Raw genomic sequence first — 20,507 nt, 5'->3', positions numbered from 1 at the left:
GCCAGCAAGGGGGGTTACCTGCGCGCCCCATATGCTTGCATCCATGATCGCCGCCATCGCCTTCGGCACACTGATTGGCCTGCTGGTTCTCTTCCAGCTTTCCCTCGCCTTCGGCGCGCCGTGGGGACGATTCGCGTGGGGCGGGCAGCATCCCGGCGTGCTGCCGTTCGGGTATCGGATCGCCTCCGGCGTCTCCATCCTGATCTACGGGTTCATCGCCCTGCTCGCCCTCGACCGGGCGGGTGTCATTGACGTGTTTCCGAACGCGTTCTCGACAGTGGGGATCTGGGTGGTCTTGGGATACCTCACTCTCGGCGTGGTGATGAATGCGATCTCCCGGTCCAAACCGGAGCGGTATGCGATGACGCCGGTCGCCCTCGCGCTCTCGTTGCTCGCGCTGCTGATCGCGTTGAGCGGCCCCGCTGAGGAATCGTTCGCCGGCATGGTGCTCGATGACGGGGACGGACCGGTGTTCTGCACGACGATCATGGAGTCCTACCCGCCCCAATGCGGCGCCGACTCCCCTTCTATTACCGGGTGGGATTGGGCCGCGGTCGAGCACGAGCAGTCGCAAACCATCCGCTGGGGCGAGTACCGATTCAGGGGCGAGCGCGCGGGCAACACCATCTCCATCAGCGGTTCGCCATCGCCGCTGCACTGACCGGGCGGAGGGAAGGAAGGAACGCACTGATTAGGTGTAGCTGTCTTTGGTACGAACTCTGCGTCGGCCGTGATCATCTACGCACGCTGAAGCCCGCAAGCCGGACCTCCAGCGCGACAGGTCTGCAACCAATCCACCCACCGGCGTTGCGGGAAGATGCTGTGTCACTTGGGAACCCACTACGGGACGCCACGAGAACCCGTCTGTTCGCGCGCGAGCTGAGTCAACATGAAAGAAGGGTGACCGGGTTGCGAAAGCTAGGGGTCAAAAACCCCGACCGGGGAGCATTACGGCCTGACTCAATCCGAACGCGCAACGGGCCAGTATCTCGACTTGGCCGGCGGTGATTTCGCCCACATTGTGGCCGCCGGTCTCGGCGCGGAGGGTACTGTGCTCGGTGCCGTCCACGATCGCGTCGGCGTGAACCCGGAACCAAGGATGGCCCCCAACACAAATATCCGGTGGCGCCACAACATGCTACCTACACCTTCAATCAGTGGCCCCGAAGGTCAATAACACCTGCTCCCAGGAGAGCGAATATTCAAATATTGGCGCAGCAGCCCGTTGGTGTTCTCGTTGCTGCCCCGCTGCCACGGCGAATGCGGATCACAGAAGTAGATAGCCATGTCGTGGCCATCGTGATCTGCCGGTGCTGGGCCAGCTCGGTTCCCTGATCCCACGTCAGAGTCTTAACCAAGTGCTCGGGGAGAGTCTTGATGGCGGCCAACAGCCCATCGCGAGCCATGATCAGTGAGCGAGCGACCGGCGGAGGTGGCGGACCGCGCCGTGCCTGGGCATTAGGAAGGGGATCTGATCTTGGATCACACTGCGGGTCGGCGATCGCTACGTTGGTGGAGCGTCAGACACGGTTCACGATGCTGGTCCACTTCCCCGGTGGCCACGGCGCGATTACGGTTCGTGATGGGGCGTGCAGACTCCCCGTATCCCCCCTGTGCGCTCTCTTCTGTTGCGCGTCGTCGGCGCATGCCCCGGCCCGGCCGGGCAGGCCGGACCGTAGACTCACACTGTACGAGCTGGCGATTGGCAGAGTCGCCAAAGACAGCCGTGACCGAAGGAGGGTGTGCTCTTGCGTCGAACTGGTCGCTTCCCTAGGGCGTGGACATTAGCCGTGGCTGCATCTGTGGCGTCCGTCTGCGTATCTCTCGCTGGATGCGCATCGATGACGGGCGCGAATGCAGCGAGCCTGGATTCGATCGCCGAACTCGCGAGAGCTGTTGGTATCGCTCCTGAACTCGTGTACACGACTGAGGTGGACGGGTACGATCTCGCACCGCAGTCGGTCGGGCCGGGTGCTGCAGACGGGATGTCGGCTACCTGGTTCAACAGCAGCACGGGTGCGATGTTGACCATCCGTAGCGATTCCGGTGAACTCACGGAAGCGTCGTGTGCTGCGACACCCCTTTGGGATGCGCCCGGCGGAGCGGTGACGTGTGCCAATGAGGATGGCGTCTGGCATCGGTCGGCTGGAGGCATCCACGAGTACGTCGCGGTGCGAGACGGTGCGCTGATCTGGGTATCCGGAATGAACGACGCGTCGCCAGCAGATCTTCTGACAGCCGCGAAGAAAGTGCACGTGCCATCGGATGCGGAACTCGAACTGCTCTTCTCCGACGTTCCCAAGACTCCGGGCGAACCGGTGGAGCGCGGAGACCTACCTGAGGATGGCGACGGTGCGCCGATCGATCCGACCGGGCCGGGTGGTTAGTTCCACTCCGCCGAATGCGGCCGCTTGCCGGGCCGCTCCTCATATCTCTAGCCCTAATCCTCGTGGCCGGCGAGGCGCCGTCTGAGCTCTAAGTTCTCACCCTGCGCCTTGGCCAGCGCGAGTTGGAGCTGGCTCAGTTCCCTCCGGTAGGCCTCGCGTTCGGATTTCAGCCGGGCCGAAAGACCGCACGGCAGCGGACGTGCTGGGGCGCTCGTCCGCTCCCGGCTCGGTTACGCGGAGGAGGTGTCTGCTTCGAAGCTGTTCGATACCGGCGTTACCCCTGATGACACCCGACCAAACCAGCGCCGCCCTCGGCATCAAGCGGTACTTTCACCTTACGGTGAACCGCGACAGTCGGCATCGCTTGTCGACGCTCTTTGAAAAGTACACCGTGGGCGTTATTGTCCTGCTTCTCGAATACCAGATGACCACATGGGCGCGGAGTGTCAGATGGGAACCCTCTACGGGACAGATGGTATGTCTGCGCATAGTGGTCACCGTGATGGTTTGCGCTGAATTGCTACCGGAAGGCGCGGCTGATGCCTGCGGTGATCTGAGTGAGAGAGATCCAGTCCAAGAATCGTTTCAGGGGGTGCAGTGGCGAGAATAGGAGGGTCTTCCACGTCGGGCCTGGTGTGCCAGATGACGTCGCGCGCACTTGGCAGCCTCCGGCTACCGCCGTGATTTGAATGCTCAGTTCGATTGCGCGACGCCGGGGGAAGTCGGGGTAACTGGACCGCCAGCTGATGCGATTGGGCTGCTCAATAACGAGTAGCTGCATCTGGTGCCGACGAAACCGCTCCTTGACCCGCACCGGGGTTCCGTCGGGTTGATGGGTAGGGGCCAGGACGGCCCAGATGACACCGGGGACGATCTCTGCGGCTGTGTCGACCTCGACCGATCCGATGAGGTAGTGCCATTCCGGGAGCCGGGCCGGGTCGGCAAGCAGGCTCCACACTGCGGCCGACGGGGCAGGCACGAAGATCTCCACGAGAACGCCTCTTTTGTCAGGCGACTTGAGCGTGCCGTTGGAGAGGGGTGTGGGTTGCGCAGCTTCGGCTGCTAACGCAGTTCGCACGGCGTCCGCTGACGTGTCGAGGTGGGCGAGAAGGTCATTCATCAGGCCGCTAGGTTCGATCAGCAGTGCGCGCAACACCGCTTCCGCGTCGCCGGCGTTCTTGCCGCCAGCAGCCGTCAGCACGTCCATCGCACGAGGGGTCCATTCGTAGCCCCGTGTCTCCTGAAAAACGATCCGCTGAGGTTCTGCCGTCATGGTCGTGACGCGGAGACGCTGCAGGTGCGCAGCGTTCATCCTGTGGGTGGCATCGCGGACGCCCTCGAGCGAGAGACCGATCGCGCGGAGCGCTCGTCCGGCGAGCTGGTCATTGAGGACCAGGGCCGCGAAGAGGTGCTCCAAATCCCCCACCCGCAGCCCATGCCGCGAGGCTTCTTCCATGCCTGCTTGCGACAGTTGCTGCATAGTAGCGGCGGCAGTCGTGAATGTGCTCACGGGTTTCTCCTCGGGACGGGGATGGTCGGATCGATACGACGGTGATATTTCTTGTGGACAGCCTGCCGAGTGACGCCAAGAGCTGCGGCGATTTCAGACCAGCTCAATCCGACGCGGAGAGCAGCTTCCACTTCTCGCAGCTCGAGCGCGTCAGCGTGGGCTCGGAGAGCGACGACAGCACGCAAACCGCTCTTCGGGTCATCCCCGGCTGCCGCGGCCTCTGCCGTGTCGTCATTCTCCACTCTGTCAACCTAAGTTGCTTGATCAAAATAAGCAACTCAAGTTGCGTGATTGTGTACAGGTGACATGCTCGACGCCAATCGACGCCGCCCTGTTGCCGTCCTGTTGCCGGCACTACACGGCGCAGACGCCGTACTCGCGTTCACGTCGCGGTTCTTAAACTAGGACCGGCAGAGCACCTACAGCACCGGAGCCAGACGCTGCGTATTCGCTTTGCTACGGGTGAGTGTGCGAAGAAGCCCGGCACTGGTAGTCGCCACAAACCTCCGCTACGCAGGCCATACACTCAACGACATCGCCGACCGCTTCGGCATCACGCTCGACGACCTCAACCTCAGCGTCACCCTGCGCGGCGGTGCCTCGGTCCCGCCGCCCTGGGGCTGAACGCCGTTCCAGACATGAACCGCCGCTGTCGTCCCGTAGGGGGAACCCCCTACGGGACTGCTCCGGTCAGAACAGTCCGTTTGCCGCAGCGAAGGGATCCCAGTGCGGGTCCGTGTGAATCTCTATCTCGGCAGCGGCAGCGGCCACCGCAGCAGTCTCTGGCCCGAAGAGATGCGCGACCAGTGCGGCGGTCATGTCGATTCCTGCCGCGACGCCTGAAGACGTCCATCGACTGCGGTCCTCTACCCACCGTGCTTGAGCAACCCATTCGACGGACGAACCATGCGACGTCGCCCATCCGTACGCGCGCTTATTGGTCGTCGCTCGAAACCCATCGAGTAGCCCTGCCGCGGCGAGCACAGCAGCCCCGGTGCACACCGAGGTCACCAGTCGTGCCTCGCTTGCCCACGCTGCCAGCCACTCGAGGAATCCTGCGTCGTTGACGAGCGAGCGAGTACCTCGTCCTCCAGGAACAAGAACAATGTCGGGACGTTTCGCGTCACGATATCCAACGGTCGCCACGACCTCGGCACCCTGACTGCTCCTCACAAGCCCTGAAGCGGGGCCGACCAATTCGACAGAAAACGCCTGCGACAGCATTCCAAGTAGGCCTACCGGGCCAAAGACGTCGAGTAGCTCGAACCCGTCGAAGAGGACGATCGAGACACGCCGGTGAGATTCATCCCGGTCACCTAAACAGCTCGAGCGGTTAGCCGTATCTGGTTTTATCACGGGGCAGAACGCCACCCGGTCGGTCGCGATAGCTTCCGCAGACTCAGCACTGCATTGAAAACTGCGGTCAGTGCGATGAGGACGAGAACGCCTCCGCCCACCAAGGTCTGCATGGACGAGGCCTGTGCGAGTAAAAATACGCCAAACCCCATGGCGGGGACCGCGATCGCAATAACTGACCACCAAGCGAGCGATTCTTTTCTCTTCCCCATAAATGCAGTATCCCCTACGGAAGCACTCTCGGCTTGACGAGTACCTCCCGCTCACCGGAATCAGGGCGTAGCGCGTCCCTCAAGACCAACCCCATGCGGGTCATGCTTGGACCTAACGGATGTGCATTGGAGACGTCAGAGATTGGTCGGCTGGATCGCAGAGCGGTTCGAGGAATCAAACTTCCGTGACGGAAGGTGACGTGTTGGATGTGCGCTGGATCGCGCGAATTCCACCCCAAGTGAGCGCGTCGGACACGGCAGCTAGCACCGATATTCCTGCGAAACTTATATCGGACACGCCAGCGATCGACAGAAGCGACAAGAACGCAGCGATGGCTACGGTAGCAGCGAGGCCCGACTCACACGCTGCGACTCAGCCGGCGCGTAAATCATGAATGCACAGACCCACCCGGCCTAATGCGAACGGTCGCCACCTGACCGCCACCGGTCGGCGCGGTCGGCGTTACGGTCAATTTTGCCGCGAGAACTACTTTGTTTGGCCGTGGTTTGTCTTTCCTCGAAAGAGGCGCAACCCAAGAAAGAGGACCCCAACAAGACCGAGGACTACGAGACCGCCCAGAACATAACCGCTCGTGGCGACGTTTCCGATGATGCCCGTCTGGATAGTTGCGAGTGTAAACATGGCCTCAGGCTAGCCCCATGGATCACCAGCGCACAAATGCCCACGATCGGCGTGCAAGGATCAGCACCACCGTAAAAGGCCCTGATCAAGGGTCCAGTTTGTGGTCCCATCGCAGGCCCAGGCCAACCGCGCTCACCCCGCAAGACGAACGACCAACGGGCGCGTTGAAGCGTGGTTCCGCTCAAGTCGATTCGTTGAGCAAGTCGCCCGCAGCGGGAACCTCGCGTGGCCATGTTCCCTGACAGCGGGGTGCCTCCGAGGAAGACGCATCGGTCTTCATATGCTCGCGAGCCGACTGCTGTTCCCGTATCAAGTAGATGAACTCTACAAGTGGACAGACCTCGCTCGGATGACCTCATAGGTCGAGAGGAATATCACGCCGGAAATTGTGAGCACGGCACCAATGTGCCCCGTTCCGGCCTCCAGAACCATAGTTGGAAGGCCAGAAAGGAGACACACAATCGAAACCACGGCCAAGTAGGTGACCGAACGACCGCTTGAGTTCTCGATTTCCTGGCCGGCTTCTGTCGATGAGTTCATGCCCTAACTCTCTCATCCCGGGTATCAAACGGGCTGCTCGGCACTACTCGAAGTATTGATCCGGCCCGCTTATCAGTCACCAATGGTCAGCGGGAACGGTCAGAAGAAACGTACTGTCGGCGTGCCTGTCGAGCCGTCGCGCAATTGTCCAACAAGCTGTGGGACATTCCGCAGGCTGAAGTTTTGTGACCATCAGAAGCAGAACCCTCTACGGGACGGCGTATCGGTCGTCAGCGATTGGTGCTTAGTAGCGGGCCAAGTGCGTAGACAAGGCGCTCTGCCTGAGAGCGGGCAAGCTCCGCATCGCCGTGGTCCTCGAATTCACCAATTTCGACGCCAATAATAGGGTTCTGAGCGAGGCGTGTGGCGACGGCAGTGAGATCATCGAGCGTTAGACCACGAGGCACGCTGTAGTCAGTTGGCATGATCCCGGGATCGAGCACGTCGCAATCGAGATGGAAATAGATCGGCCGGTCCGAAATGAGCCGATCTAGATCGCTAAGCATGTCGGGCCCTGCCGCTAGGGAGATCGTGCCCCCGTCGACGTGCGCCTGCTCCGCTGGATCCAGATCGCGAGTCCCTCCAAGAACTACGTTTCGGGCGTCGAGGCCGGCTCCAAGTCCAGAATCCCACCAGCCGAGGGACGCGCTCAGGGCCAGCCCTCCAAGGTAGCCAGTGGTGGTGTTCTCCGGAGTGTTGAGGTCCGCATGGGCATCAAACCACACGACGATGGCGTCAGGGTGTTGTGCGGCAACGTTGGGGAGAGTGGCGATAGCCGCGGCGCACCGCGGCCAGGCGAAGACCGGACTGCCACCCAGACTTAATGCGGCGCTGTGAGCCGCTTGTAAGGACTTGAGCCCCGGTAGTGCCGCGGCCAACTCGACGTCCCAATTCCCGTTAAGAGCAGGTTCGGGATGCCCGATGACAGTCGGCTCAATCCCTAGCCGCCGGCCGAGGGCAGCTCCCACGACGGCAGCACCCTTCATCCCTCGGTCATTGTGATCGCCGATGCGCCCGGTAAAAACGAGGACACTATGGCTCATGTTTGACCCATTCCATTCGAGCACACTCAGATGCGGACGTGGACCCGACGCTACCGCATGCGATGTGCGCACGAATTTTGCACGGTTCCTACACTGAAGTCATGCCTACTTCCAGTTGTGATGTGCGTGTGTGTTTCGTCGGTGATTCCTTCGTCGCTGGCCTCGGCGACTCCACCGGTCTCGGGTGGGTTGGTCGAATCGCTAATGAGTCCCACCGACGCGGATTACCATTGACGACATATAACCTTGGCGTTCGACGCGACACTTCGCTTCTCATCTGCGAACGGCTGCCGCGAGAAGTCACGCCACGGCTCGCGGACGCCGACTTCCCGCGGATCGTTGTTTCATACGGCGTGAATGATACGGCTGTGGAAGACGAGCACAGGCGCGTTAGCCGGGTGGACAGCGTGGCTGCGCTTCGCAGCGTTAGCGTCGACAGTGGCCTTACCGAGTTGATGTTCATCGGACCGCCTGCTGTCGACGATGACGACCAGAACGAGCGAATTTCAGACCTCAGCAATGCCCTTCAGAATGAATCAATAGAACTTGGAATTTCGTATCTCGACTGTTTCGACGGCACAGTTGCAAACACCGTCTGGCGACGCCAAGTCCGTGAGGGCGATGGCTATCATCCGGACGCCGCCGGCTACGAGCAGCTGGCCGCGATCATCCAGACCCCACTTCTCGAATGGCTTAAGCCGGAGGAATTTGGGCAGTCCCGAACTCTACTCGCTTCGAGTCCCGTGATCGTTCCGTAAGACGAACCCTCTGCGGGACGCCCGAGATTGAAGACGTATCCGGCTACACGGTAGGCGGCCGCCGGGTGAGGCTCATGGCGATCGTCCTGATCTGCGAGAGGACTGCCTTCACGTTGTTTCGCTCGAGTGTTTCGGGTCGAGCGAGGCAGTCGATGTGCCGGCCCAGCCCGGGATGGGCGAGCGGACGCAGGACGAGGTCCGGGTGGTCCCGGATGTCGGTTGTGTACCGTGGCATCAGGGCGATGCAGCCGCTGGCTTCGACAACAGCGGCAGCAACGAGGAACTCGTTGATGCGGTGCAGGATGCGTGCTTCGCTGCCGCCGATGCCCGCAATCACGGTGATAGCTTGCTCGAGCGGGAAGCCTTCCTGCACTGCCACCCATGCCTCGTCGTGGAGATCCGCGGGTTCGATCGCAACTTTCGCTGCTAGTCGGTGATCGCGCCGGACGGCAATGTCCAGAGGCTCGAACAAGAGAGGTTCCACACGCACGGACCCTGGCCATGACGGGCTGCCGACCAGCCGGTGCGCGAGGACGAGATCATGTTCGGCCGTGAGAGGGGGGAAATTTTCCTGGGCCACGTCGAAATCGCTCAGTCGGACGTCAGGCTGATCGGAGCTGTTCAAGGCGGTGATCAGCGGACCGAAGACCGCCAGGCCCGCACTGTGGAAGGCCGCCACTGAAACGGTGCCCAACGGGTCGCCCTGAAAGCGTGCTACTGCCTGTCCGGCGCGTTCGAGCGCCACTTCCACATCGATCGCTGCCACAGCCAGGGCGCGCCCGGCATCGGTGAGTGCCGTCCGCCGTCCGTCCCTGAACGTCAACGGGGCGGCCGAATGACGTTGCAAGGCACTGATCTGTTGCGAGACCGACGACGGCGTGACGTATAGCGCCGCAGCGACGGCGGCAATACTGCCCCGGTCGCCACACTCTCTCAATGCGCGAAGCTGACCCAGTTCCATAAGTTCAAACTAAACCATTCGTCACAAAACTCCTTTCTTGTCTTACGCGAGGTCCAACCGGACGATGGAGGAATGACTGTTCTACTCAGCCGATTCCGTGTCGACCTGCTCCTACTCCTGGTCGCCGCCTCGTGGGGATCGACATACCTCGTGGCCAAAGAACTGGTCACGCCAAATTCCGTGGTGGCACTCCTCGCGCTACGCATGACGCTCGCCGCCGCCATCATGGCGGCAATCGTGGCCGCCAGGCGGAACCGTGTAACCGCAGCAGAGCTGCGGGTGGGGGTGATCCTCGGGATTGTGTTGGCTGCTGTGTTTGCCTTCGAAACTTTCGGGATAGCCCATACGTCAGCCACAAATGCCGGACTCATCATCAGCCTGACGATCGTCTTCACCCCAATTCTCGATTCCGCGTTATCCGGTCGACGGCTGCCCGGCAAGTTTTTCTTCGCCGCCATGATTGCCATCACTGGAGTCGCACTTCTCGCCGGCAACGGCGCATTCCAAACTCCGAGCCTTGGCGACCTACTCATCCTCGTTGCGGCAATCGTTCGCGCCGTCCACGTCACCACGATGTTCAAACTCACGATCAACAGACCGATGGACTCGCTTCACCTCACCACGGTGCAACTGGCCACCTGCGCGACGCTCTTCTCGGCGACGTCACTGTTCTACGGCGACTCGATCCCGCACTTCCTTGCCCAGCTCGACCCCGGACGTGCGGTTCTCTTCCTCTACCTCGTACTCGCCTGCACAGTTTTCGCTTTTCTCGTACAGACCTGGGCGGTCCGGCGCACATCGCCATCCAGAGTCAGCCTCCTCCTCGGAACCGAGCCAATCTGGGCCGCAATCGTCGGAATCATGATCGCTCACGACAGCGTGGCCCCCGCCGGATATTTCGGTATCGCCCTTATCCTCGCCGGAACAACGTGGGGCCGCTCCCTCGAGCAAAGGCACCGCCTCAACGTCAACCCACCCAACCGCCAAGAGTCACGAGTGTCGACTACAAAATGAAGGGGACGAGCAGCGGGAACTGTCTGAAACGCTAGTCCGCGATCGGCACATCCGCGTCATCCAGCGCGCTTTCCAGTCCCAGTCAGGGAACCCCTTGCGGGACGACGTGTGCCAGCGAGTCGGCTGTGTGGACAGGACCAAAGCGATGCTTCCCCACGACGTCTCCTGCTTCTCGGGCTTCCTCATCCGTCGAACCGGTTGCCCGATGTGGGCAGCCGCTCCGTGACGCCGCCGGGGTGGATCATCGACACAACACGTGTCCGATACCGTGGTGATGGCCGGAGTCCAAAAGCAAATAGTTGCGGTTGTCTGTCTGCCCGATGACGGCAAATGGTAGCCCTGACAATTTCATCTACGTCCCCGACGAAGGATATTCATGTCTTCTAGAACACTCAGGGCCTCTTGGGTTAATATGGGGCTACGGTGCACAGCTCACAATCAGCAAGTTCTCACTGGGGACAGGGTGCGTTTATCGTGACCAGAAAACACCAGGTGCCACTCGATCGCTATGTCAACCCCAATGGGACCCACTGGGGCAATCTAAGCCGGACCCACATGAGGCTGTGAAGGAGGCGTATACGACCTCCTCGGTTTGACCCTCAGCATCGGCAACCCTGAAAAATCGCATCGGCCTCAGTTGGCTCGAGGTCTGAGAGCGGGGTCACGACTACATCCTCGACTCGGGAGAGCCGCAGGACCCTGATGAGCACTTGAAGTGTGGCTTTCGTTACTGACCCAATGCGGGGATGCGGAGGCATCGTGAACATTTGTCGTAGACAGCGTGCCGAAGTCCGTGCTAGGTTCCGAGGCACCAACTTGGTGATGAGTTTTCGAACGGTTCAAGGGGCCGTCGGCGACAGAGAGATTTCATGAATCTGTTCTCGCTTAGTAACCGGCGCCCACGGCGGAAGCGTGCGTTCCTTGCGGTGCTTGCCGCGGGTGGCCTGGTTCTAGGAACAGCGCTCCCTGCCCAGGCCACTTACTACTCAGGTGGGTTCGGCACGGGTCTCCTATACATCAACAACTACAGCTACAGCTACAGCTACAACACGACATATCAGCCTGCCATGAACCTGGCCGTGGCGAACTGGAACGCGACGCCGACGCCTGCCGATATCCAGAAGATCGGCGGTGGGAATGTCGTCGCAGCAGGGGCCAATTCCGCTAGCTGGTACGGGTATTACACGCGTTATTCCACAAGCTTCAGGATTGATCTGAACGCTACGAAGATCTCGAGTTCTTGCTCAAATGCTTCGAACTGCATTACTGCGGTCTTGGTGCATGAGTTCGGGCACGCTTTCTACAATGCTGACCAGCCGCCGGTTTGCAGCTCCTGCTCAATCATGCGTGGGGACCGCGATCGGAATTCTACGATTATGCGGTCTCCGCGGACCTACGACATCAACGAGACGAACAACTACCTCTGAGACAGGTCATTATGCAAAGGATCGCTCCGGTTTTGATGATCATGTGTGCCGCAGTGGGGCTGACGGCTTGCAGCAGTACCGATACTCCAGAAGTTGTGGAGTATGCGGGTGATTACCCGTCTTACTCGAGCGTGGAGGATCTGTGCAATGAGGCGGAGATCGTGGCTCTCGTGTCGCCGCTCGGCAGCGACGTCCGGGAGGTCGATGTCGCGGGACCTGCTGGGGACACGGAGGTGGAGAACCCCAGTTTGGGCGTTGATGACTCAGCTGGGGGAGGTAAGCCGACGCCCGTGCTTATCGTTCAAACGATCACTACCGTCCGCGTGGATGCAGTGTTCAAGGGGGACATTAAACCTGGATCAGAGCTTGAGGTCGGGCAGCCCGGAGGCGTCCTGGAAGACGTGATCTATGAGGCGGACTTTTTCGATTTTGGCCGCAGTAGCCAAAGTGTTGTCTTCCTCGACGTGTGGCCGAATGCCGTACCAGCCAGCCCGCTAAATCCGACCCAAGCGGCTTATAGCGTCTCGGACGGCGGTGCTCTCGTTTCGGATGGATCGATTACTGGGTTGAAGGAATTGGTCGCGACCTCTACCAATTCCAACATCTGTAAATAGTCTCGTTACTGATGTACCCGCCAACTTCTTCTCAGATCAGAGGCTGTTGCTCCGCTGCTGGCGGGTGTGGGCGAGTCGGTAGGAGTCGGTCCCGTTTCGATGATGGTGCCGTTGAACGTGAGGCGGTCCACGATCGCAGCACACAGTCTGGGGTCGGTGAAGGTCTTCGTCCAGCCGGAGAAGGACTCGTTTCGAGGCGATCGCGATGGAGTTGTTCTCCTCCCTCTCAGTCAGAATCTGGAAGAGCAGCTCGGCGCCGCGGCGGTCCAATTCCATGTATCCGAGCTCGTCGATCATGAGGAGGTCGACGCTGCCGTAGCGGGCGATGGTGCGAGCGAGGTTCTTCTCGTCCGCGGCTTCCACGAGCTCGTTCACAAGCCTCGGGGCGAGGGTGTATTTCACCCGGAACCCCTTCTCGGCCGCAGCGGTGCCGAGCCCGATGAGGAGGTGGGACTTCCCCGTGCCGGAGTCGCCGATGAGGCAGAGGGGTTTCCCGCGGCGGACGGAGGAGCGCCGGTCCCGGTCGTCGCATTCGGCGAGGAGGCGGACGTCAACGGACACAATTTGATCCGCGCCGCCGCCTGCACATTTAGACCGTCGCGCCCGCGAGGGGAACGTCGTGCGGGACGCTGAAACTTCGAGTTCATCGCTGATGGCCGTCTGGCCCGATGGCCACTTCGACGGGGACGTATCGGCGACGGCGATGCTCTCTTAGTTACCGGTGCGCGCGAAAACCAAGCTTTCGTCGACGATGCTAAGAACAATGCCGAGTTCTTCCTCGGTGCGGGGTCCGTAGATCATGAACTCTGTTCCGAAATCCTCGTACGGGTGTGGCTCCGCCCACACCTGTGCGGTGAGCTCCTTCCCTCGTGACGCTGGAAGGCAGAGGTGCAGGCTCGTGTCCGAGACGCCGTGGATATGAACGGGTTCAAGGCGTTGATTGGGGGCTAGGGAAGTTTCCGGGGCGCGTTCGGAAGGCATGACTTCCAGAAAGACTGCGCACTTGGGAACGCCCCACGTACCCACCTGCAGTTAAAGCGCGTTCAACTGGCTCAGGCCATCGCGGTTTAAGACGATGACGAGGCCGTGTCCTCCGAACAGCCGACTCGCGCTGCTCGGCGTCCTTTGGCAAGCTGAGAGTACGTGGTTGCGTAGCGGTCACGGCTTATTCTGATGACTACTCAAGACACGAAAGTGCTATGCCTCGCCTCTCATCCTGCACGATGTCGCTCCGTCAGCTGAGCGTCGCGGGGGTCGCGCTGATTGGCGCCCTTCTCTTGGCAGGCTGCACCTTCCCCACCACTGCTCCGCCGGCCATGCCGCCAGCGAGCCCAACGACAGTCCCGATCCCCACGCCAACGCCCGACCCGATCATCGACACCGGGCCGGCAAAGGGAGCGATGGGGGAAACCGAGACGGATGCCGAGGGCACTATCCGCTATACGACGGTCGCAGGCGACGTGGGCGGCCTCATTTGCGACCGGTTCGGCCGAGCCTACTGGCAGCTCGACCGGGAAGAGAACAACGCCGGATTCGACTGCCACACGATCCTAGGCGTTGGCGTAGTCGTCATTCCCACTACCGACGAAAAGCCACGCTGACCGGCGCGCGTAAGCGCACGCTTCTGTAGCGAAGCTGTTGCCGTTCGATCCCTTCGGCAGCGAATCCGAACCTTGAGGCCACTGTGCGCGGTGACAGGCTGTTGACCGATGTCCAAGCCCTAACTGAGACCGCCCGAGATCGAGCGAAATGTCCTCCTCGCATTTCTCCACCGTGGATAAATCAGCGTTACCAGCCTGCAACCCAAGATCAGCACTTTCAGCGAACGTGCGCCGAGGCGCCTCAGTATCCGGTTTACCCCACAAACGTGGAAAATTATTCGTCAGCCTCGGTCTGGGACCTTCGCCCGAAATGAATGAGCGTTTGACGACATAGCTGCTTAGGCATGGTGCTGTCAGGTGATCCGTTTTGCGCGTCCCGCAAGCCGGACGGCGAGTGGGACACGCAAACGGTCGATCGGCGACTTTCATCCGTTTCGTTTGGGGAACGCTCTACGGGACATGGTTCGCCTCTAGTCAGTCGGAGCTGGCTAACCCGCGGCGACAATGTCGCCACCGCAGCGCCGCCAACATTGATGGCGCGATAGTGTCTTAACTGAGTCGGGCGCTCAAGGCGTCCTCATCTGCTCTGGGGGTCACCATCCGCACGTCACTTGCGTTAGCCGTTATAACGATCGTCGTCGCCGCTCTCGCAGGCTGCACAGCGTCGTCACTGCCGGAATCATCCGAGACCGCCGTAGCAACGCCAGAAACCCAAACGACAGCGCCGGATACTGTCGCTCCTAAAGGGACGCTCACCTTGGATGAACTGCACGAGGCCTACATCGCTACGGGTCTGCCCTGTGAATGGGTAGTCACGGAGAACGTCATGTCCGGTTCGTTTGAATCGGGCGTGTGCCGCAACAGTGAAAACGGTCTGAATACTTTCGCTACTCAAGCCGATTTGGACGGTCTCCTGCAACTCAACGCGGCCAGCCCCGAGACTGGCCTTTTCCTCGTCGGTGACCTGTGGGTTGTTGGAAGCGAAAACCCCAAAGATCTCCTGACGGCCCAGACGGATATGGGCGGAGAACTTTGGCCGGCAGATTCGCCCTTCTTCGAATCGAAGTAATCCGGCGGCGCCCCATTCTTATTGGCGGTCGCATCGTGGGTATGGCGGCCACGTTCATCGATCGCGGGACTGCCTCTTTCCAGCCGGCTCGTTCGAGAGCCAATCCCTCCCAACGAGGCTGCTGATTCAGGCTTCTCGGCGCTGTCGTGACCGTTGTACAAACATCCACAAGAGGAACCCCCAATGGGACGACCGGAATTCCATCAACGCTCGCCAGCATCTACGCCGTTCTCGACGGTAAACGCCGCCAGTGCCCGACGATATCGCCTCAATTTGACGAGCCCGACGATAATCAACCCTCCCGCGACGCCGAAGTACACGGCCGCTCGGGTCGGCTCCGTTCCCACAACCCATTGGCGATTGGCGATTGCAAGCAGTGCCCCTAACCCGCCGAACAGCGCCTACACAATCGCGGACGTGCGGATACGGTCGATTGCCATTTTCTGCTGAATGACGACTCTTGCCGCGTCGAGCCACGTTCGCTCGACGTTGCGTTGCTCACGTCGCGCGCTCGGCCGCGGCGCCTTCCCGTCGCAGCACTACACGAAACTGTCAGGGAGTGTCGCCGGAACCGGGGTACTCCACCTCGTCTTTCCGCGACGCACAATTCGGTCTCGATGCCCTAACGGCGGGCATCTGGGCAGAGCGGGGACTAGTCTTTCGGCATGTCGACAACGCTGCGGAAACCTGAGCCGAGGACGCGATGGGTCATCGCGAGCCTGCTTGTCGTCGTGGTCAACGTCTTGCTCTTCGGACTTACCGTAGGCGAGTGCAAGGACTACGCAGCGGAATCGGGTGCGGTGAGCACCTGTGTCAGCGGCCCTTTCCTGGGATACCCGGGGACGTGGGCGTTGGGGATCCTCAGCCTCTTCGCTCTGGCCTACTTCGCACATCGATTCTTGCGACGGGCAGTCTCGCGTTGAGGTTCTCTTCTCAAGCACGGTGATTGCGCTGACGTAAGAAACCGAACGATCGCTGGGGAACCCTTGTTGCTCAGCTGTTGAATGGCACAAGCATGCCACTGACTTCCACGGTAATCGGGACATCAAGTCGCTTCAATGCCTGCCCGTACGCAGTGCCGAGTTGATCGAGGGTGCGCCCAGCGGGAAGCTCGACGATTCCGATCGTTACCCCGGCCGCGTCCGGGGCGGCACTGCTCATAGCTACTTGCACGCCCGGAACCAGCCCTTGAGTGGTCACTGCCCTCTGGGCGAGTTCGTTCAACTCGGCCGGCCGAAACACGGCTGGCTGGATGACCACGGTCAGCTTCTCCGGGGCCTCAGCGACCAACTCTCTAAGCCGCGCACTGGGCGCGCCGTACCAAACAATAGTGACCGTGCTTCGATCCGGCGAAATCGCCGGAGAACCAAAGTTCGCGTCCCCCATCAGTTCACCCTGCAGTCGATCGAGCCATTGCCTCGTCTTTAAATCGACTGGAGGCAACGCTAACTCCTCCCGCAACTGCTCGTCGATTACCAAAGAATCCTTTAGCGGCAGCATCTCCGCCTCGATCTGCGACCCATCCGAGAGTGGAACAGGTGCCGCGCAGCCACTCAACGCGACCGCCGCGCACAGCCCTATTGCGGCCAGCGCGAGCCAGCGATGACGCGACACGGTGTATTGCATCGTTGCCCCTTCTCCCGGTGGTCATGCTCACTCTAGTGAAGACGCGTGAACGCAGAGAACGGTCGGAGATCGTCTGCAGGGAACGCAATGTTCGCGACAGACGGGACGTCCGCATGGGGAACCTCTCACGGGACGGGTGATGGAAAGTTGTTGAGGTGGCGGTCGTGAACGCCGGCACCTACTTCGTTTGGTTGGGGTGCTTCGTGAACACGTTGACAATCTTTACTGTTTTGCCATCAATGTAGAACCAGATGCGTGCCCCACCCGAGAGTTCGTACTGCCATTGATCGTGGGCGGTGCCGTCGCGAACAACAGTTGCCAGTTGGCCCTTGAGCTGGTGGCACTTGGGATCTGATTGGTTGGGGGCCTTCGTGAGCCGGTCCCAGGCATCCGCGGCGGAGCTTTTCTGCGTTGCGACGATGTCGCGCCATCCAGCGGCAGCTTGACTCGTGGCGTGCTCGATCACGAATTCTGTCGATTTGAGTGGCCGAGCAACAAAACCCTTCTTCGGAGGCACTAGAGGCGGGGCTTCGTGACCGTCACCGGTTCGCGCAGCCACTCTGGTTTATCCTGGCCCCAGCCGGCAGCGACCGCTTCCGCAGTGTTCTGCCAGGCCTTGATCTCCGTGAGTATCCGCCCGGGCTGATTGACGACGAAGGCACCGCGGGCAGTGTCGATGATGTCCCTTGCGCATGTGCGCTGATCCTGAACGCTGAGAAGTTTAATCCATGGGAAAGGGCGTGCGAGGCGGTCCTCCAACGTGCCGTTGTCGTCCAGCGACACAGCGATTAGCTGCGCGGCGATCTCGAGGATCCGCTCGTGGGCAGCTGCCTCCCGCTTGGTCGTGAGGATCAGGGATTCGCCATCACGCCGAGAGACTTCGACAGGCGCTTCCTCCGCGGCAGCGAAAACTGCTGCCGAGTTGCGGGACAGCTCTGAGGATTGCACGATGCGTTGCCCCGCGAGGTTGAGTGTTGTCGTCATAGAGTCACTCTATTCCGAACGTGTTCTGAATTCAATCCCAGATGTGACCGCAGGGGGAACGACCGACTGAGTCCGCCAACCCTCAACGGGACGTTGCTGGCCAAAATGAACGAGCAGTTGGTGGCCATCGCGGGCGTTTACGTTGGCCGCCCGCGGTCAGATTGGCCCTGGACATGCCTGGCTGCAATAGTCAGGAGATGATCCAACGCACTCTTCAGACCAAACGGTTGACTCTTGTTCCCTTGGGAGAGGAGCACCTCGAATTCGAGGTCACCCTGGACGCACATCCCGACGTCATGCGTTACCTCGGTACTGGCGAACCGCGGGAGCGATTGGAAGTTGAGAAACACCATCAAGAACGTATCGACGAAGCGCGAAACGGTCTCGGTTTCTGGGCAGGTTTTGCTGGAGCAGACTTCGTCGGCTGGTGGCTCCTCACGCTGGAGGACAATGACGAGCGAGGACAAGCAGAACTGGGGTATCGACTGTTACCGGATTTCTGGCGCCAAGGATTGGCCTCTGAAGGTGCCGCCGCACTGCTCGCATACGGCTTCGACGACATGGGGCTGACCCAAATTTTCGCCGAAACGATGGCGGTCAACGCAGGATCTCGAGCGGTAATGAGTCGACTGGGCCTGACCTATTTAGGCACTCGGCGCGAGGGAATTGCTGGCCCGATTCCCGGTTCCGATCAAGGCAACGTCGACTACGCCATCACGAAGGATCTATGGGCTGGGTTCGTCGATTAAAAGGGCCCAGAGTCGATAGTGCGTTGCACGGAACGAGGCGGGCGGTGGAAAGAGGAACCGATGCCGTGTCAGTTGGGAACGCTCACCGGGACGAACGCTGGTGACAACAGTGGGACGATGATCGCGTCAGCGTAGTGCTCAATCGCACCGCCATAGAGTGGGCGCCCTCTTCTCGCCACGCATTAGTTAGCTGATCGATCTCGGCTCTGCTGGGGTCCCTTCGGTTGATCAGTTGCGTGCATATTGGCAGCGCACCCAAGCACAGCGCGGCAGAGGTGCTCCCTGCTGGCAAGGGTGGGTTGACCTGCGCGCCCCGTATGCTTGCATCCGTGATCGCCGCCATCGCCTTCGTCACACTGATTGGACTGCTGATTCTCTTCCAGCTTTCCCTCGCCTTCGGTGCGCCGTGGGGACGATTCGCGTGGGGCGGGCAGCATCCCGGCGTGCTGCCGCTCGGGTATCGGATCGCCTCCGGCGTCTCCATCCTGATCTACGGGTTCATCGCCCTGCTCGCCCTCGACCGGGCGGGTGTCGCTGACGTGTTTCCGAACGCGTTCTCGACAGTGGGGATCTGGGTGGTCTTTGGATACCTCACCCTCGGCGTGCTGATGAATGCGATCTCCCGGTCCAAACCGGAGCGGTATGCGATGACACCGGTCGCCCTCGCGCTCGCGATCCTCGCGCTGCTGATCGCGTTGAGCGGCCCCGCCGAGGAATCGTTCGCCGGCATGGTGCTCGATGACGGAGACGGACCGGTGTTCTGCACGACGATCATGGAGTCCTACCCGCCCCAATGCGGCGCCGACTCGCCTGCTATTACCGGATGGGATTGGGCCGCAGTCGAGCACGAGCAGTCGCAATCGATCCGCTGGGGCGAGTACCGATTCAGGGGCGAGCGCGGGGGCAACACCATCTCCATCAGCGGTTCGACATCGCCGCTGCACTGACCGGGCGGAGGGAAGGAAGCAACGCACCCATGAGGTGTAGCTGTCTTCGGTACGAACTCTGCGTCGGCCGTGATCATCCACGCGATCTGATGCCCGCAAGCCGGACCTCCAGCGGGCCCGTTGAAACGTGATTCCGCTCAAGTCGATTGGCGGGGCGAGTTGCCCGTAAGCGGAACCCCATACGGGAATTGGAACGAGACGCGATTCTTCCGTTACCAAACCGGGTGAGAAACTCGACGCATGAAGAATCCGGGCGCAATGAGCAAGATTGAATATCGCGACGGGGATGAGGCGGATACAGAGGAATGTCTTTCACTGTGGGTCGCAGCTTGCCTCGCGCGCGACGGCGCGGCAGTCGTCGGCGTAGCAGAGCGCGCGCGACCGAAATTCGACGACTCAGAGTGTTGGATCGTGGCCGAGGACACATCCACAGGAATCGTCGGATTCGGGCTCGCCACAAAACCGGGCAGCGGTCTGGTGGGTGATCCGCCGGCCGCGCCGGTGGTCGGCCTCCTCGCCGTCGCTCCGGACGCTCAAGGTCGCAGGCTCGGTGCAAGTCTGCTCATGGCTCTCACCACCCAGCTAGCCCTACGGGGCTACGACCAATCCGTACTCCACGTACTCGCCGATCACCATGCGGCGGTGCACCTCTACGAGAAAATGGGATGGAGACAGCTGGGTGAACCATTCCAGCATTCTCTGTTGAGACGCCCGACCCAGGCGTATGTCCTCGATTTACATGGGTTGAGCGCCCGTTAGCCGAACGCCTAATGGGACGGCCGGGGGTCCGTCAGCGCTTGCCAGCCTCTACGCCGTTCTCGGCGGTAAACGCTGCAATTGCCCGACGGTACCGCCTCAATTTGACGAACCCGACGATGATTATCCCTCCCGTGATACCGAAGAACACGGCCGCTCGCGTCGGCTCCGTTCCCACGACCACTTGGGCGAGTGCAAGCAGCCCCCAAATCCCGCCGAATAGCGTCCACGCGATGGCGGGGGTGCGGATACGCTCTATTGCCATTCTCTGCTGAATGAGCGAGGACATGGCTTGGACTGTACACCGGCC

Annotated in this window: 24 protein-coding genes and 2 pseudogenes; 13 read left to right on the top strand and 13 right to left on the bottom strand. The window is 61.0% G+C overall.

The features are described 5' to 3' along the window. The first annotated feature begins 43 nt into the window (after window positions 1-43). Window positions 44-661 (top strand): hypothetical protein, encoded by a 618-nt coding sequence (locus CXY75_RS20365; RefSeq protein WP_233201718.1) that lies wholly within the window; start codon window positions 44-46, stop codon window positions 659-661. A 545-nt stretch (window positions 662-1,206) separates the two neighbouring features. Here the strand turns inward: CXY75_RS20365 and CXY75_RS04050 are convergent. Beyond that, window positions 1,207-1,403, bottom strand: a pseudogene (locus CXY75_RS04050) (IS30 family transposase); the annotation flags it as partial. A gap of 8 nt (window positions 1,404-1,411) precedes the next feature. On the opposite strand from CXY75_RS04050, the pseudogene CXY75_RS04045 reads away from it, so the two are divergent. Then, window positions 1,412-1,554: pseudogene (locus CXY75_RS04045) on the top strand (IS30 family transposase); the annotation flags it as partial. 287 nt (window positions 1,555-1,841) lie between these two features. Next, a complete protein-coding gene (locus CXY75_RS04040) occupies window positions 1,842-2,387 on the top strand; it encodes a hypothetical protein (protein ID WP_233201717.1) in 546 nt (181 codons plus the stop codon). A 520-nt stretch (window positions 2,388-2,907) separates the two neighbouring features. Here CXY75_RS04040 and CXY75_RS04035 read toward each other — a convergent pair. Both CXY75_RS04035 and CXY75_RS04030 read right to left on the bottom strand, forming a co-directional pair. Further along, a complete protein-coding gene (locus tag CXY75_RS04035) occupies window positions 2,908-3,897 on the bottom strand; it encodes an SRPBCC domain-containing protein (RefSeq protein WP_104081566.1) in 990 nt (329 codons plus the stop codon). After that, window positions 3,894-4,139 carry a hypothetical protein gene (locus CXY75_RS04030; RefSeq protein ID WP_104081565.1) on the bottom strand — a complete coding sequence of 82 codons (246 nt, stop codon included), beginning with the start codon at window positions 4,137-4,139 and terminating at the stop codon, window positions 3,894-3,896. The genes CXY75_RS04035 and CXY75_RS04030 overlap by 4 nt, the downstream gene beginning before the upstream one ends. 220 nt (window positions 4,140-4,359) lie before the next feature. Here CXY75_RS04030 and CXY75_RS19705 point away from each other — a divergent pair, with 220 nt between their 5' ends. Continuing rightward, the gene (locus tag CXY75_RS19705) at window positions 4,360-4,521 is read left to right on the top strand and encodes a hypothetical protein (RefSeq protein ID WP_158251112.1); all 162 of its coding nucleotides are present in this window, start codon (window positions 4,360-4,362) and stop codon (window positions 4,519-4,521) included. 66 nt (window positions 4,522-4,587) lie between these two features. Here CXY75_RS19705 and CXY75_RS04025 read toward each other — a convergent pair whose 3' ends face one another. The 3 genes from CXY75_RS04025 to CXY75_RS04015 all read right to left on the bottom strand — a co-directional run bounded on the left by CXY75_RS04025 (window position 4,588) and on the right by CXY75_RS04015 (window position 7,691). Next, complete coding sequence (locus CXY75_RS04025) at window positions 4,588-5,253, bottom strand: DJ-1/PfpI family protein (protein WP_255411759.1); 666 nt, start codon at window positions 5,251-5,253, stop codon at window positions 4,588-4,590. A gap of 1,179 nt (window positions 5,254-6,432) precedes the next feature. Next, window positions 6,433-6,648 (bottom strand): hypothetical protein, encoded by a 216-nt coding sequence (locus tag CXY75_RS04020; RefSeq protein ID WP_104081564.1) that lies wholly within the window; start codon window positions 6,646-6,648, stop codon window positions 6,433-6,435. 230 nt (window positions 6,649-6,878) lie between these two features. Beyond that, window positions 6,879-7,691: an arginase family protein gene (locus CXY75_RS04015; protein WP_104081563.1), complete on the bottom strand. Its 813-nt coding sequence runs from the start codon at window positions 7,689-7,691 to the stop codon at window positions 6,879-6,881. Between the two features lie 62 nt (window positions 7,692-7,753). Between CXY75_RS04015 and CXY75_RS04010 the strand changes: the two genes are divergently transcribed. Then, a complete protein-coding gene (locus tag CXY75_RS04010; protein ID WP_104081562.1) occupies window positions 7,754-8,449 on the top strand; it encodes a GDSL-type esterase/lipase family protein in 696 nt (231 codons plus the stop codon). 43 nt (window positions 8,450-8,492) lie between these two features. Here the strand turns inward: CXY75_RS04010 and CXY75_RS04005 are convergent, their stop codons facing one another. After that, window positions 8,493-9,410: a LysR family transcriptional regulator gene (locus CXY75_RS04005; RefSeq protein ID WP_104081561.1), complete on the bottom strand. Its 918-nt coding sequence runs from the start codon at window positions 9,408-9,410 to the stop codon at window positions 8,493-8,495. 72 nt (window positions 9,411-9,482) lie between these two features. Here CXY75_RS04005 and CXY75_RS04000 point away from each other — a divergent pair, with 72 nt between their 5' ends. The 3 genes from CXY75_RS04000 (at window position 9,483) to CXY75_RS03990 (ending at window position 12,465) form a co-directional block, all read left to right on the top strand. After that, window positions 9,483-10,424 carry a DMT family transporter gene (locus CXY75_RS04000; protein WP_104081560.1) on the top strand — a complete coding sequence of 314 codons (942 nt, stop codon included), beginning with the start codon at window positions 9,483-9,485 and terminating at the stop codon, window positions 10,422-10,424. 869 nt (window positions 10,425-11,293) lie between these two features. Then, window positions 11,294-11,851, top strand: a complete 558-nt coding sequence (locus tag CXY75_RS03995; protein WP_104081559.1) for a hypothetical protein — start codon at window positions 11,294-11,296, stop codon at window positions 11,849-11,851. Between the two features lie 11 nt (window positions 11,852-11,862). Next, window positions 11,863-12,465 (top strand): hypothetical protein, encoded by a 603-nt coding sequence (locus CXY75_RS03990; RefSeq protein WP_104081558.1) that lies wholly within the window; start codon window positions 11,863-11,865, stop codon window positions 12,463-12,465. Window positions 12,466-12,501: 36 nt separating this feature from the next. Here CXY75_RS03990 and CXY75_RS03985 read toward each other — a convergent pair whose 3' ends face one another. Together CXY75_RS03985 and CXY75_RS03980 are read right to left on the bottom strand one after the other, a co-directional pair. Next, window positions 12,502-13,026, bottom strand: a complete 525-nt coding sequence (locus CXY75_RS03985; RefSeq protein ID WP_233201716.1) for an ATP-binding protein — start codon at window positions 13,024-13,026, stop codon at window positions 12,502-12,504. A gap of 150 nt (window positions 13,027-13,176) precedes the next feature. After that, on the bottom strand, window positions 13,177-13,446 hold the full coding sequence (locus tag CXY75_RS03980; RefSeq protein WP_104081556.1) for a luciferase family protein: 270 nt from the start codon (window positions 13,444-13,446) through the stop codon (window positions 13,177-13,179). A 218-nt stretch (window positions 13,447-13,664) separates the two neighbouring features. Here CXY75_RS03980 and CXY75_RS03975 point away from each other — a divergent pair, with 218 nt between their 5' ends. After that, window positions 13,665-14,066 carry a hypothetical protein gene (locus CXY75_RS03975; RefSeq protein WP_134553983.1) on the top strand — a complete coding sequence of 134 codons (402 nt, stop codon included), beginning with the start codon at window positions 13,665-13,667 and terminating at the stop codon, window positions 14,064-14,066. 757 nt (window positions 14,067-14,823) lie between these two features. Beyond that, window positions 14,824-15,135 carry a hypothetical protein gene (locus tag CXY75_RS03970; RefSeq protein WP_104081554.1) on the top strand — a complete coding sequence of 104 codons (312 nt, stop codon included), beginning with the start codon at window positions 14,824-14,826 and terminating at the stop codon, window positions 15,133-15,135. A gap of 993 nt (window positions 15,136-16,128) precedes the next feature. Here the strand turns inward: CXY75_RS03970 and CXY75_RS03960 are convergent. The 3 genes from CXY75_RS03960 to CXY75_RS03950 form a co-directional block, all read right to left on the bottom strand. Then, window positions 16,129-16,761, bottom strand: a complete 633-nt coding sequence (locus CXY75_RS03960; protein ID WP_104081552.1) for a hypothetical protein — start codon at window positions 16,759-16,761, stop codon at window positions 16,129-16,131. 178 nt (window positions 16,762-16,939) lie between these two features. Beyond that, entirely contained in the window at window positions 16,940-17,227 is a 288-nt protein-coding gene (locus tag CXY75_RS03955; protein ID WP_233201715.1) for a hypothetical protein, read from the bottom strand. A gap of 50 nt (window positions 17,228-17,277) precedes the next feature. Continuing rightward, on the bottom strand, window positions 17,278-17,745 hold the full coding sequence (locus CXY75_RS03950; RefSeq protein WP_104081550.1) for a prevent-host-death protein: 468 nt from the start codon (window positions 17,743-17,745) through the stop codon (window positions 17,278-17,280). A gap of 197 nt (window positions 17,746-17,942) precedes the next feature. Here CXY75_RS03950 and CXY75_RS03945 point away from each other — a divergent pair, with 197 nt between their 5' ends. From CXY75_RS03945 to CXY75_RS03935, 3 genes are all read left to right on the top strand, one after another. Then, window positions 17,943-18,494, top strand: coding sequence for a GNAT family N-acetyltransferase (locus CXY75_RS03945; RefSeq protein ID WP_104081549.1), 552 nt, complete (start codon window positions 17,943-17,945; stop codon window positions 18,492-18,494). 236 nt (window positions 18,495-18,730) lie between these two features. Then, window positions 18,731-19,441 (top strand): hypothetical protein, encoded by a 711-nt coding sequence (locus CXY75_RS20360; RefSeq protein WP_233201714.1) that lies wholly within the window; start codon window positions 18,731-18,733, stop codon window positions 19,439-19,441. A 258-nt stretch (window positions 19,442-19,699) separates the two neighbouring features. Continuing rightward, on the top strand, window positions 19,700-20,200 hold the full coding sequence (locus CXY75_RS03935; RefSeq protein ID WP_158251111.1) for a GNAT family N-acetyltransferase: 501 nt from the start codon (window positions 19,700-19,702) through the stop codon (window positions 20,198-20,200). A gap of 31 nt (window positions 20,201-20,231) precedes the next feature. On the opposite strand, the gene CXY75_RS03930 is transcribed toward CXY75_RS03935, so the two are convergent. Further along, window positions 20,232-20,486 (bottom strand): hypothetical protein, encoded by a 255-nt coding sequence (locus CXY75_RS03930; protein WP_146069358.1) that lies wholly within the window; start codon window positions 20,484-20,486, stop codon window positions 20,232-20,234. Window positions 20,487-20,507: the final 21 nt, after the last annotated feature.

The organism is Cryobacterium sp. Y11 (assembly GCF_002929535.1).
Taxonomy (GTDB): Bacteria; Actinomycetota; Actinomycetes; order Actinomycetales; family Microbacteriaceae; genus Cryobacterium.
Note: the sequence above shows the minus strand (reverse complement) of the source record. Positions and strands in the feature narration are given on the sequence as shown.

What these genes read in the sequence shown, in the direction of transcription:
- CXY75_RS03930 (WP_146069358.1), bottom strand. Translation starts at nt 20,486, where the DNA reads ATGTCCTCGCTCATTCAGCAGAGAATGGCAATAGAGCGTATCCGCACC.
- CXY75_RS03945 (WP_104081549.1), top strand. Translation starts at nt 17,943, where the DNA reads ATGATCCAACGCACTCTTCAGACCAAACGGTTGACTCTTGTTCCCTTG.
- CXY75_RS04020 (WP_104081564.1), bottom strand. Translation starts at nt 6,648, where the DNA reads ATGAACTCATCGACAGAAGCCGGCCAGGAAATCGAGAACTCAAGCGGT.
- CXY75_RS04000 (WP_104081560.1), top strand. Translation starts at nt 9,483, where the DNA reads ATGACTGTTCTACTCAGCCGATTCCGTGTCGACCTGCTCCTACTCCTG.
- CXY75_RS03990 (WP_104081558.1), top strand. Translation starts at nt 11,863, where the DNA reads ATGCAAAGGATCGCTCCGGTTTTGATGATCATGTGTGCCGCAGTGGGG.
- CXY75_RS04015 (WP_104081563.1), bottom strand. Translation starts at nt 7,691, where the DNA reads ATGAGCCATAGTGTCCTCGTTTTTACCGGGCGCATCGGCGATCACAAT.
- CXY75_RS04040 (WP_233201717.1), top strand. Translation starts at nt 1,842, where the DNA reads ATGACGGGCGCGAATGCAGCGAGCCTGGATTCGATCGCCGAACTCGCG.
- CXY75_RS04005 (WP_104081561.1), bottom strand. Translation starts at nt 9,410, where the DNA reads ATGGAACTGGGTCAGCTTCGCGCATTGAGAGAGTGTGGCGACCGGGGC.
- CXY75_RS03980 (WP_104081556.1), bottom strand. Translation starts at nt 13,446, where the DNA reads ATGCCTTCCGAACGCGCCCCGGAAACTTCCCTAGCCCCCAATCAACGC.
- CXY75_RS03975 (WP_134553983.1), top strand. Translation starts at nt 13,665, where the DNA reads ATGCCTCGCCTCTCATCCTGCACGATGTCGCTCCGTCAGCTGAGCGTC.
- CXY75_RS03960 (WP_104081552.1), bottom strand. Translation starts at nt 16,761, where the DNA reads ATGCAATACACCGTGTCGCGTCATCGCTGGCTCGCGCTGGCCGCAATA.
- CXY75_RS03995 (WP_104081559.1), top strand. Translation starts at nt 11,294, where the DNA reads ATGAATCTGTTCTCGCTTAGTAACCGGCGCCCACGGCGGAAGCGTGCG.
- CXY75_RS04010 (WP_104081562.1), top strand. Translation starts at nt 7,754, where the DNA reads ATGTGCGCACGAATTTTGCACGGTTCCTACACTGAAGTCATGCCTACT.
- CXY75_RS03950 (WP_104081550.1), bottom strand. Translation starts at nt 17,745, where the DNA reads ATGACGACAACACTCAACCTCGCGGGGCAACGCATCGTGCAATCCTCA.
- CXY75_RS03935 (WP_158251111.1), top strand. Translation starts at nt 19,700, where the DNA reads ATGAGCAAGATTGAATATCGCGACGGGGATGAGGCGGATACAGAGGAA.
- CXY75_RS20365 (WP_233201718.1), top strand. Translation starts at nt 44, where the DNA reads ATGATCGCCGCCATCGCCTTCGGCACACTGATTGGCCTGCTGGTTCTC.